This window comes from Calothrix sp. CBUCES-K 9914 (assembly GCF_059640475.1).
Genome location: NZ_JBXXZH010000302.1, coordinates 1 through 10,075, shown reverse-complemented (window position 1 = coordinate 10,075; position 10,075 = coordinate 1). Strand labels below are relative to the sequence as shown.

General features: G+C 35.5%; 6 protein-coding genes and 1 pseudogene. 3 read left to right on the top strand and 4 right to left on the bottom strand.

Going from position 1 to position 10,075, the window contains the following annotated elements:
- Window positions 1-487: MarR family winged helix-turn-helix transcriptional regulator (locus tag AC2JBO_RS38845; RefSeq protein WP_496958972.1), on the bottom strand; the 487-nt coding region annotated here is incomplete at its 3' end.
- A gap of 56 nt (window positions 488-543) precedes the next feature.
- Window positions 544-1,101, bottom strand: coding sequence for a recombination mediator RecR (gene recR, locus AC2JBO_RS38840; protein ID WP_496958971.1), 558 nt, complete (start codon window positions 1,099-1,101; stop codon window positions 544-546).
- An 818-nt stretch (window positions 1,102-1,919) separates the two neighbouring features.
- Here recR and AC2JBO_RS38835 point away from each other — a divergent pair.
- The 3 genes from AC2JBO_RS38835 to AC2JBO_RS38825 are packed head-to-tail and all read left to right on the top strand — an operon-like array spanning window position 1,920 to window position 4,008.
- Window positions 1,920-3,008: a tryptophan dimethylallyltransferase family protein gene (locus tag AC2JBO_RS38835; protein WP_496958970.1), complete on the top strand. Its 1,089-nt coding sequence runs from the start codon at window positions 1,920-1,922 to the stop codon at window positions 3,006-3,008.
- Between the two features lie 20 nt (window positions 3,009-3,028).
- Window positions 3,029-3,145 carry a hypothetical protein gene (locus AC2JBO_RS38830; protein ID WP_496958973.1) on the top strand — a complete coding sequence of 39 codons (117 nt, stop codon included), beginning with the start codon at window positions 3,029-3,031 and terminating at the stop codon, window positions 3,143-3,145.
- 59 nt (window positions 3,146-3,204) lie between these two features.
- Window positions 3,205-4,008: a hypothetical protein gene (locus AC2JBO_RS38825; protein WP_496958969.1), complete on the top strand. Its 804-nt coding sequence runs from the start codon at window positions 3,205-3,207 to the stop codon at window positions 4,006-4,008.
- A 120-nt stretch (window positions 4,009-4,128) separates the two neighbouring features.
- Here AC2JBO_RS38825 and AC2JBO_RS38820 read toward each other — a convergent pair whose 3' ends face one another.
- Together AC2JBO_RS38820 and AC2JBO_RS38815 are read right to left on the bottom strand one after the other, a co-directional pair.
- On the bottom strand, window positions 4,129-9,603 hold the full coding sequence (locus AC2JBO_RS38820; protein ID WP_496958968.1) for a trifunctional serine/threonine-protein kinase/ATP-binding protein/sensor histidine kinase: 5,475 nt from the start codon (window positions 9,601-9,603) through the stop codon (window positions 4,129-4,131).
- Between the two features lie 252 nt (window positions 9,604-9,855).
- Window positions 9,856-10,075: pseudogene (locus tag AC2JBO_RS38815) on the bottom strand (photosystem II q(b) protein); the annotation flags it as partial.

The following is a 10,075-nucleotide window of genomic DNA, read 5'->3' as shown; positions in this document are numbered from 1 at the left end:
CCCCGGCACTTACTTTTGCCAATAGTTCAATTAGCATGAGCTTTTCGGCGTAAGATAGATTCGCCATTAGCTTAGTAGTGCGGCAAAAATGGTCTGGTAACATGTTCTCTAATAGCTGGCGCCCTTTTTCAGTTAGATGTACAGTTAACATGCGTCTATCTGTTAGTGAAGGTTGGCGCCTAATATAACCATCTCGTTCAAGTCCATCAAGTAAACCAGTAATGGTAGCGCGCGTAACTTTTGCGCGTTCTGCACATTCAGATGGTGTTAAACCTTGTTCGGGTGTATGAAGTAGCTGCATTAGTAGGGTAAATTTACCCATTGAAAGACCGTAGCGCGCGAAATGAGTATTTAAAGCAGCGTAAACCTCAGCAGTTGTATGAAGAAAAGCCAAGCAAGTTTCGACGGAGGTTACATCAAGTTCCGGAACCTGCTTGGCGAGATTTTCTAAAATTTCTTTTTCAACGAAAGGACGTAGTGTTTCCACTTTAGATGTTTATTTGTTAATTAGCTGCCTAATTATAAATTATATTTTAGACATGATTAATCTAATTCCCGGCGCCCTTCAAGTGCGCGCGCGAGTGTAACTTCGTCTGCGTATTCCAAGTCTCCACCCACTGGTATACCAAATGCGATGCGCGTAACTTTAGTAAATGGTCTAAGAAGTTGACCTACATATAAAGTAGTTGTTTCTCCTTCAACACTAGGACTAATAGCTAAAATAACTTCTTGAGGTTGGTCTTTGCTGACTCTTCGTACCAAAGACTGAATAGTAAGCTGTTCAGGGCCGACACCATCAATAGGAGATATTACACCACCTAAAACATGATATTTCCCTTTAAATTCGCGAGTCTTTTCAAGTGCAATTACATCGCGCGAGTCTGCGACAACACATAGAGTAGTATTATCGCGCGTATTATTCCGACAAATTTCGCAAACAGGTTCAGAGGAAAGATGAAAGCAAACCTTACACAGACCAATCTTCTTTTTAGCTTCGATCAGAGCTTGTGCGAGTGCTTCAACTTCCGTTTCGGGACGCTTCAGAATATGCAGCGCTAAACGTTGGGCAGTTTTGGGTCCAACTCCGGGTAAGCGTTGCAACTGTTCGATTAACCGTGCTAGGGGGCGTGCGTAAACCGTAGTCGTATCTCCAGTAAATCTGTACTTTACTTATAATGACACCATTAGAGAATTTTAGCCTAATAATTTTGCTAAAATCCAACAACCTTCCATTTTGATCGCATAAACAAACACGTTATGGTCAAAATCTATTTTACTTTGTTCAGGCGCCGACTACCTGACCTTTTTGGCTACCTCCTAACTTGCACCTACACCCGCGCGTGGGTGAGACTATACAAACAAAGCCTGCCGAGAGCAGTCTAAAAACGCCTATTTTTCATATTATTAATAAAAATGTATGTTTATTGAAAATAAAAAATTAAGTATTAATACGTTGGTGCAAGATGTGAGCTACCTGCCATACTCATATTAAATATGAGTAAATAATCTTCTAGGTAAATCCTATAAGTTTTACTATCGTTCCCTAGTTTATGTTATCTGTTTGAATACTTTTGTAGTCTCTATATGGGTGTTTTACTAAGGAACTTCCAAAAATTTTGGGTGTTTTTTAATTTGGAAGTTCTTAAGAGAACCCCACGGAAAAATTGATCCTGTAGGATAGGCGTCTCGCCTGTCCATCTATTTGTAGGACATCTGGGACAGATATCCTACGAGATAACAAACGGATATTTTTTTTATTGGAGTACTCTAAGTGCAATTGATTCATAGATACATACGGTAGCGAATCGTAATTATTTGATACTCGCTCGTCGTGAGGTGCCAGGGAGATTCTTTGGAAATGTACGGGACTATCCATTCAACAGCATCAGAAAATATCACAAAATATTTGGAGTCAAGCTATGTACGCTGAACAGATTGCCTTAAAAACATCTACATACTTAGAATATGGTTCGGAAAAATTACAATCGCTCATTGATATTTGCGGAATGAAGCATAAAACTCTGGAAATAATGGAAGTCTTTAAGCAGATGACTTTATCTTGGGGAAATAACATCATTAAAGATGAACCACTATGGTTGTCTGGAATTGCTGATGACCATACCCCGTTTGAGTTTTCCGTTGCGATCGATAGTGATACTCCAGAGTTACGGATTTTATGTGAATGTCAACGAGAAGGTTTCAACTTGCTATCCAATTGGCGCGCGGGAATGAAATTCAATTACTGGTTGATGGATAATTATGGTGCTTCTTTGGCTCGATTAAATCAAGTCAGCGACCTATTCTTTCCTGAAGATGAATCCGCTCATTTCGCAATGTGGCATGGCGCCTGCTTTTTGCCTGACAAGACATCGGAGTTTAAAATTTACTTGAATCCACAAGCTCAAGGAAAGGAACAGGCATCGGACTTGATTAAAGAAGCTCTCAAAAGACTTGGACTAAAAGAGTCTTGGTCTTCTGTGGAAGCTGTTTTACAACAACAAGATGCAAGTAAAAACGAACTCAAATATTTTTCTCTTGACCTGTCGGATAAACCAGAGGCAAGAGTCAAAATCTATTGGCGCCATCATGACATTACGACAGATGAATTAGAAAAAATGTACTCCGCCGCGTGTAACTATGTACCGGGAGATATTACCGAATTTTGTCAGGCTATCGCAGGTACAACAAAACTTTCTAAAAGACCCATTTTTTCTTGCTTCTCTTTTATTGAAGGTAATCCCAGTACCCCAAATACCGCGACAATTCAAATTCCACTCACACCTTATGCCGCAAATGATGCTGTCATGCACGAGCGTATTCACAACTATCTAGTCAAACAAAATCTTCCTGCTTCTATCTACGACAGTTCAATTAAAGCAGTTGCAACCCGTCCTTTAAGCAACCGTTCTGGAATACATTCTTGTATCTCATTCCGTCGAGATAAGCTGCAAAAACCACGAGTCACAGTTTATCTAGCAATAGAGTCCCATCCATTTTTCAGTAGCTAAACGAAGTGAGAGTTTCTTAAATAAAACAACATTTTGGCTTTAAATGGAATACTTTAGTGAATTGGAAGCAGAAATATGACTCAAACAATATTCCAACTCCAGGTCAGGGCATTTTCTCAGAACCAGTTACATCTTAATTCCAAGTAACAGTAAAGTTTATCCTAAATAAAACGATTGAAATATTGGAGTAATAAAAATGAAAGAAGTTTTAGAGTTTATTGAAAAAAAGAAGCAAGAACTTGGTCAAACCCAGTTCATTAAATTTCTGCAAGATAAAAGCATAGACCCAAGACAAAGGTTTGCTTGGGCGCCTGCCTTTGCTCCTTTTGTAATGATTTTCAAAGATTTTAATGAAATCATACTTCGTAAAGAGCCAGCAGATAGCAAACTTCAAGAAATTATTAATCAGCACTCCAATGAAGATGCACAACACTGGGTATGGTTTCTACAAGATTTAAAATTGATGGGATACAATAGTCCTATTCACTATACTGATACTTTAAAATTCCTTTGGGGAGAAGAAAATATTAAAGTTCGTCAATGGGCTTATAAGATATTTGCTATATGTTCCTTAGAAGAAGATATTATTATAAAGCTAGTTGTAGCTGAATCAATTGAAGCAGCAGGTAATTGTGGTTTCACCGAGTTTTCACAAATAGCGAAAGAACTTACAGAAATAACTAAGCAACATTACCCTTACTTTGGTGCTTCTCACCTTGCGAAAGAGACAGGTCATATTCAAGTAGGTATGGACTCGGTAGAGAATTTTCTCGAAACTCTACAGTTAACAGAAGTACAGAAAGAAAAAGCTTTTACTCTGGTAGAGAAAGTATTTGCATATTGTGCAGAAGCAATGAATGAGATGTTTACATTTGCTCAAAAGCATACTTATGATCAACCGTTTATAACAATGGATAGTATTAAGCAACCAAGAACATCTATTGGTAGTACAAAAAAAGAAGACAGCCCAAATAGTAATCTTTACCAATTGACTTCCTAGAACTTCCTAGCAATTGTAGAAAAAACTAAACCTGGATTGATCACTTGTGATAAATTCAGGATTTCATGTTATTTCAGGCAACGAATAATTAAGGTTTCAAGCCAATTTAATGTAAGATTGCTAAAGTGAGGGAAGAGCGATAGAAGCAATGCTAATAATAAATGTTGTTCCTTCTTCTGGTGAAGATGTAAATTCTAAACTTCCTTTATGTTTTTCGGTAATAATTTGATAGCAAATAGATAATCCCATACCAGTACCTTGACCAACATCTTTGGTAGTAAAGAAAGGGTCAAAGATTTTGTGTTTTATTTCATCGTTTATTCCCACTCCATTATCGGAAATACGAATAATAACTCTATCGCCATTACAAGCTTCCGTCATAATGCGAATTGTCGGAATAAATTTGTTCTCATCTTTAACATTATAGATGCTAGCAGCTTTTGTTGTAGTTTCGATTGATAGAGCATCAATGGCATTAGTAATTAAATTGAGAAAAACTTGATTTAGTTCCCCAGCATAACAATAAACTTCCGGTAATTGACCGTATTCTTTAATAACTTGAATATTTCCCAGTCTTTGAACGAGAATCATTAGGGTACTATCGATACTTTCATGGATATTAACTTGTTTAATTTTTGCCTCATCTAAACGAGAGAAAGTGCGTAGTGACTTGACAATATCTCGTACACGTGCAGCACCAGTTCTCATTGAGTTAAGTATATTAGGTACATCTTCTCGAATGTAGGGTAAGTCAATTTCTTCGATTTTGTCAGATATTTCAGGAACATTGCGATCGCCACAATTATCATAATACAAGTTTACCAATTCCAATAAAGACTCTACATAGCTAGCAATATGAGCTAAATTACCGTAAATAAAATTAATTGGATTATTAATTTCATGTGCTATTCCTGCAACTAATTGTCCCAAAGAAGACATTTTTTCATTGTGAACTAGCTGAGATTGAGTCCGTTTTAGCTCTTGTAAAGTTGTTTCTAGCTGTTGGGTAATGGCTTGTAATTCCTGATTTTTTTCTTGCAATTGTTGTGTTCTTTCTTGCACTCGTGATTCTAGTGTCGAGTAAAAACGAGCATTCTCTAGAGAAACAGCGGCTTGTGCTGATAATACTCTCAAAATTTCTAGTCTATCTTTAGTAAATGCACCGTTAGTTAGATTGTTTTCTAAATATAATATGCCACCCATCTTGCCATTATAGATAATTGGAGATAATAAAATTGATTTTGGTTGATTGGCAATGATATAAGGGTCATTATTAAAATTATTGGCATTATTTACATCATCCAAAACAATTGGCTTTTGAGTTAGTTTGACATAATTCACGAGGGATATAGGTAGGATATTTTGGCAATTATATTTTGTGTCAATTGTCAAGGATTGTAACACCACTATTTCATTTTGTTCGTTTAACGAAGCTTCAATAACTAATTCATCTTGATTTATAGCGATAAAGAAAACTTTTTCCGCTCCCCCATTGACTTTAACTAGACGCATCAATTTCTCGATTAAGTCTTCTAAAACTACTGCACTACTTAATACTAAGGATGATTTAATTAAAGTTGAAGTGTCTAACGGTAAGGTTTGGCTGTAACTCGTTGAAGCTACCGTCGTTTTTGTCTCAGAAGATGTAGCACTTTGACCACGGATAATATAGTCAGAATAATTACTTTCCAAATCTTTTACTTTTCCAAAAGCACCCCACTTCGCGTAACAATAGTAAGCATCCGTCATATAAATCTTAGCAAATTTTTCTTTACCTTGTTCGATATAGAACTTTGCGGCAAGTTCATTAGCCAAAGCTTCTTCTGCAATAAAATTATTTGCTTTTGCTCCCACGATTGCACAATCGCACAAATCAGCAGCTAAATTATTTTTGCCTAATACTCTAGCTTTTTCTGCTTCTACCAAATCATATTTGTGTTGGAAATTATAAGGAGCTTGCTGTGCCCATAGTTTCATTTTTTTTTGGTTTAATTTAACTTGATTAAGATACTTTTTTTTGTCTTTTTTAGATGCATTTTTACTGTCAGCTAGCAGAGATAAAGAATAATAGAAAATATTTACTTGATATACAAAAAATCCTAAGTCGCTATATTTATGTGACTCTCGTGCAGCATTTATGGCAGCTTTATAATCACCAAAAAGATAACTTTTTTGAGTATTACAAAAGCACATAATTCTCATTATTGGAGCATCTTTTTTATATCGAGATAGTAAGTTATCTTCATTTAAATAATTGTCTGTCAATAAAATTTGAGTTAACGATAATCCTTGAATTTGTAAGACAGTTTGTTTTAATATTTTTAGCCATACAATATCAGATTCAATTTTGAAATTATTACTTACCAATTCAATATATTTATCAATCTCTTTAATAAATGTGTCGAGATGTGTATTACAGAAAAATGTGTTTAGAGCCAACCAAGAAGCATTGTAACTGGAAAATAGTATGTCTCCTGTTTCGATACCACTTTGCATTCCTTCAGTTAGTTCAGGAAGAGTTTGAGATATGTGGTCTTTAAAATGCCTAATCATTATATTGTAGATAAAATAAACTTTTGCCTTTAGTGAATAAGCATTAAACTTAGAAATAAGTTTAATTCCTAATTGACCAAAGCGATAGCCTGAATTAATATCTCTAGTTTTGTCACATAGTACAGCACCATAGCCACTATATCCATAAGAAGAATATATGCTGTTGCCATATTTAATAGATAATTTCACCATCGCTAGTGTCATTAATGGAAGGAGTAATGACCCCAATTGAGAAGCTACAGGGGTGATGAGCATTAGCATTTTCATCGTTGCTAATTTATAAGGGTCTTTCATTTCTGGCAAATAAAGTAAATCTTCTATATTCTTACCAGCTAAAACTAATTTAGTTTGGGCAAATGCAGATAAAACGTGAATTTTTGTAGCTTGTTTTGGTAGATTTAAACCCAAGTCTTTTAGTACAACTATCCCTATACATAGCGCTTTTTTAATTTCTCCTTTTGCTGTATAAGATTGAATTTGTATTTCATAAAACTCAACTTTATCCAAAATATTTTGACACTTATTTAATGAAATATCAGCTAGTTCTTGGGATTTATCAAAATTTCCACATAAATACTCAGCTTCTACCGTTTCTGCGTGTAAATCCAAAGTGAATTTGTAATCTTCTTGCCATGCATTGGTACTCAACAAGCTTAATGCAGCATTAAAATATTTGAGTGCAACTGCAAATGCAGAATTTTTCTTTGCTTTTCTACCCGCGATAAAATTTAAATTTGCTAGCTCATATTTTTCTTTGTCGGTATTTAGAAGCTGCACGCCAAAATTCAGTTGATTGACAATATCCAAAATATTGTCTTCCAGATTCTCCTGATTGCTCGATGCTTTGAGAAGCTGCCCAATCTTCAAATGTATTGCTTGTTTATCGCTATCTGGAATCAATGAATAAGCTGCTTGCTGAACGCGGTCGTGCAAAAATTTATAACCAATTTGCTTACTATTAAATGAAGTTGCATTTTCACTATCGCTAAATAATAAAGGGATGCGATAGTTTTCATTCAGTGGTAAAATTAAACCAGCTTGAAGCGCTAAATTTAACTTATGGGCAGTTTCATTAATCGAGCGTTCATTTACTATTGACAATACATCTAGATAAAATTTATTCCCAATGCAAGCAGCTAATTGTAATACATTTTGGGTGGCTTTTGGCAATTTTTTAATCCGAGATGTCACTAATTCTACAAGATTTTTATCTGTTATTCTAATTGCCTGGATTTCTTCAATATTCCATAACCACCTTTGCTCATTAAAATCAAATGTGAGTAAAGATTCTTGCTTTAATACTTGTAGTAGTTGGACTATGAAGAATGGGTTGCCTGTCGTTTTCTTAAAAATTAACATTGCGAGGGATTCACAATCTTCTATTGTCTGATTCAGAGTTTCTGCAACTAACTCCAACACATGCTGTACAGATAGAGGTTGCAGAATAATGTTAGTAAGTGTGTGTTTTTTCTCGATTTCCTCAATAACTGTAACTAAAGGATGAGTTGGGTTAACCTCATTGTCGCGATAGGCGCCAATTACTAATAAATATTGAATATTGTAATCCGCTATCAATAATTGTATCAATTTCAGAGTAGTAGAATCCGACCATTGTAGGTCATCTAAAAATATAACTAGAGGATGCTCTTTTTGTTGAAAGACACTAACAAATTTTTGAAATACTAGATTTAACCTATTTTGTGCTTCTGTCGCTTCTAATTGTGGCGAGGAAGGCTGTTTACCAATAATTAACTCAACTTCTGGAACTATATCAATTATAACTTGACCATTATTACCAACGGCATCTTGTATTTTTTGGCGCCAGAGTTCTAATTGGGCAGGATTTTCTATGAGTATTTGCTCACATAAACTGGAAAAAGCCTGTGCCAAAGATGCATAGGGGATATCTCGTTTAAATTGGTCAGACTTGCCGCTAATAAAATATCCTCTGGTTTTTGTTATTGGTTTGTTGATTTCGTTAATTAACGATGTTTTTCCAATACCAGAATAACCCGATACTAAAATTAATTCGCTATTTCCACACGTTACTCTTTCATATGCATCTAGTAATAAGCTGACTTGAGATTCCCTTCCATATAACTTTTGGGGAATAAACAACTGCGATATAACCTCCAAGCGACCTGGAATAAAATCCGCAATTGTTCCAGTGTCTTGTAATTGTTGCCAGCATTTCTCTAAATCTGCTAGTAAACCTTTAGCACTTTGATATCTATCTTCAGCATTTTTAGCCATTAATTTTTCAACAATTACACAAACAACATTGCTAACATCTGGATTTATTTTCTTAATGGGAGTAGGTTGTTGGGCAATGTGAGCATGTACTAGTTCTAAAGGGTCATCGTTAATAAATGGAAGTTGACCTGTTAACATTTCATATAATGTTACTCCCAAGGAATAAAAGTCACTGCGGTAGTCTAAGCTGCGATTCATCCTTCCCGTTTGTTCGGGAGAAATATAAGCAAGAGTACCTTCTAAGTGACTAGGGTTCGTTTGTTGAGTAACTTCCCTTTCTAAATAGGAAGCAATACTAAAGTCTGTAAGTTTAATTACAGGCCGGAAATCTGAAGCATCATTGTCCTTATTATTTTCAATAATAATATTTGTCGGTTTAATATCTTTGTGAATAATACTGTGGCTATGAATATAAACAAGCGCTTTGGCAATGGCAATTGCAACTTGGAGAATCAGTTGTAATGATGACCCATTAGCTTCTAAATACTGTTTTAGAGAGATACCACCAAAATCCTCAAATATAATCGCATGGAAGTTTTCGTAATTCTCCAGTCGTATAATCTTAACAATATTCTCATGGTCAATACCCGCAGCAATGGAATACTCATACTTAAGACGAGCTATCGCTTCTAATGTGGGGTAGTCATCCTTGAGAGCTTTAATAATTACTGTTACATTTCCATCTTGTTTTGTTGCACGATAAACATTAGTAATTAAACCAGTATTGATGATAAAGGATAAATTGTATCCTATTATACATAAATTCTTAGTCATTGTTTTAGAAAACATAGAAATTTACTCGTTAACTCTATAGTTCCCAATTTTTCACTTTGGAGTATTAGAAGAGTAAAAAATTTAAACTTCTTGCTCACTTTTGGGTGTATGCTAAGATACTACTCACTGCTTATTTGGCAATTAGTACTGACTTCAACAGTTGAATGTGGCGCCTGAAATAATAACAGGCGCCTATTCCAAATAAAAAAGCACCCCTATTTCTAGGAGCGCTTTTTTTTCACCAGTTATTTAGTTTTCAGTCAACTATTAACCGTTGATTGCAGGTGCAGTTAATGCTACAGGAGCAGCTTCGCCAGACGCTAAGTCTAATGGGAAGTTGTGAGCGTTACGCTCGTGCATTACTTCCATACCGAGGTTAGCGCGGTTGATGATGTCTGCCCATGTGTTGATGACGCGACCTTGACTGTCAATTACTGATTGGTTGAAGTTGAAACCGTTCAGGTTGAATGCCATTGTCGAGATACCT

What these genes read in the sequence shown, in the direction of transcription:
- AC2JBO_RS38825 (WP_496958969.1), top strand. Translation starts at nt 3,205, where the DNA reads ATGAAAGAAGTTTTAGAGTTTATTGAAAAAAAGAAGCAAGAACTTGGT.
- AC2JBO_RS38835 (WP_496958970.1), top strand. Translation starts at nt 1,920, where the DNA reads ATGTACGCTGAACAGATTGCCTTAAAAACATCTACATACTTAGAATAT.
- AC2JBO_RS38820 (WP_496958968.1), bottom strand. Translation starts at nt 9,603, where the DNA reads ATGTTTTCTAAAACAATGACTAAGAATTTATGTATAATAGGATACAAT.